Genomic DNA, 2,102 nt, shown 5'->3' with positions numbered 1-2,102 from the left:
TTTCCATGACTCTTTGCCCCCGATTATTCATATAGGAATAAGACTCGCTTTCTGAATACTCTATTGCAACTCCACGCATTGATCTGTCACCATGAATCATTTCATGAGCTAATCCAACTTGGGAAGGTCTCTTTTTATTACTAACTCTACCTGTTTTTCTATTCAGAGTTGGGATGTCTGGATTTGATTCCGGATTGAAATGTACATTCACATTAGACCCCTTACCATTAATTGCATTAGTTGGATTATCATCTGTTTCAAAGTTACCTTCTTCTTTCTCTGATATGATATTAATTGTCATTATTCTTTTAGAAACTTTAACATAAAGCCCTAAAGCACCCGAAAGCGAATAAGAGAATGAGTTTTGAAGCGACCCTTTTAATATGAAGAAAACTTAAAAAAGCTGAGCAGCTGCCCAAACTAACTCCACCTTTGTTACTTGCGGATAAGCTTCCTTATATTTATCTGTCAAATCCCAGAAGAAATGCGAGCCTTCTTTTCGTTTCAAATAGAAATTCTCCAAAGTTCCGCCTTTACCATCTCCAACCTCGAAATAAAGTATACTGTGATCTTCATTATACGTAGTAGTATAATACCCATCCACCAACACCTTTCCACCAGCAAGGAACTGGATTCGGGATACTGTAAATACATCACCACGGCTCTTGAATTTAACAGCTTCATAAGGCTTACTTGCTATCGCATCCGATGCTATCACCAAAGAATCTTCCTTGGAAACACCCTCCACCTTACAATATTTTTGATAACCACTAAATACTTGTGTAGTCTCCCATAACGTCTCAACATCCTTGACTTCCACGGCAAGTTTTGCCTCATTACCATCTTCATCAGTCACTGTAACAATAGCCTTTCCCACAGCGATAGCAGACAAGCTAATACGCTCATTCTTACCATACTGCCCCGTCTCATGGATGCAAGTTACAGTGACTACTTTCTCATCAGAAGACTGTGCCGAAATCTTGCCCTTGGCTCCTTGCACATTCACGCAGGCACCCTGGGTGGTATATATGACAAGGCTATTGCCCTTGATACCCACTTGTTTGCCTGTGTTAATATCACCAATGATTTCATCCTGTGTGAGTTGAATACCATCATCATCGCTACACCCTACCATCAAGAGAGCGACGAAAGCCATTGCCAAAAAGTAAATCTTTGCTTTCATAAACTGTTCTTTTTATGAGTTATACATGATAGGCGCTTTGCCCATCCTCTATTTATGAAACATTATTCTCCCCCCATTATTGCATTCTTCTTCCTATTATCTTTCTTTATTTAACACACTTTTACGCAAAAATATAAGAAACGCCTGTTTTGTTTCTATACTATCGGCAGACTTATTCCGTTGATCTTCTGATAAATATCTAAGGCATAGATATCCGTCATGCCGCTGATGTAATCCAATACTGCCATGATTCGCTCTTCCAGACTTTCGCTCTCGATATCGTACTGGTTGCTTACCCGGCGCAGAAGCTGCTTGGAGTAGAAACGGGACGGGTTGACGGCGGCATCGACCTTCAGAATACAAAAAAGCTCGATAGTGGTGCCAAAAGTGCTTAAAAAAGCAACTTTTGGCACCACTATCGGCACTTTTTGCGTATTTTCCATCGTTTTTCCATTATTTTCCATTATCTTTGCAGAAGATTTGCTGCACTCGGCAATCTGAAAGCAAGCTTTCATTGCGCTCATTTGCAGCATCTTTTCCGCCAGATTAAAGAAATAAAGCCTACACTAAGATAAGTGAAATTTCAGACATAAAAATCCTGAGCAACTTATTGTTGCTCAGGCACTTATAAGATATTAAATTAGAGTGTTGCGAAATTAGGGATTATTATAAATCCTCACCATTAGCATGATTGTATTCATTGTCATAAAACATTGTTATGTAGTATTCTCCATATGTCTTGTCCTAGAAAAAGTTGACACAGTATAAATCAACTTAAAAATAATAAATATGGACAAAGACAAAATGGATTTAGCGTTGAGCATAGCTCGCAGTTATTATCAGTATCATGTACCAGTTAGAGAAATTATGGCAAAAATGTCAATTAGCAGTACTTCAGTTTACAGAATTCTTGGTAACT

At 38.5% G+C, this 2,102-nt stretch carries 2 protein-coding genes and 1 pseudogene; all 3 read right to left on the bottom strand.

Features of this window, described 5'->3' with window-relative positions:
* Positions 1 to 301: M91 family zinc metallopeptidase (locus EXN75_RS17280; RefSeq protein WP_223176172.1), on the bottom strand; the 301-nt coding region annotated here is incomplete at its 3' end.
* Positions 302 to 394: 93 nt separating this feature from the next.
* Positions 395 to 1,183: a hypothetical protein gene (locus EXN75_RS17275; RefSeq protein ID WP_134844745.1), complete on the bottom strand. Its 789-nt coding sequence runs from the start codon at positions 1,181 to 1,183 to the stop codon at positions 395 to 397.
* 155 nt (positions 1,184 to 1,338) lie between these two features.
* A pseudogene (locus tag EXN75_RS17270) lies at positions 1,339 to 1,533 on the bottom strand (dehydrogenase); the annotation flags it as partial.
* Between the last annotated feature and the right edge of the window lie 569 nt (positions 1,534 to 2,102).

The organism is Segatella hominis (genome assembly GCF_004535825.1).
Lineage (GTDB): Bacteria > Bacteroidota > Bacteroidia > Bacteroidales > Bacteroidaceae > Prevotella > Prevotella hominis.
The sequence above is the reverse complement of the archived record's forward strand: the minus strand, read 5'-3'. Positions and strand labels throughout refer to the sequence as shown.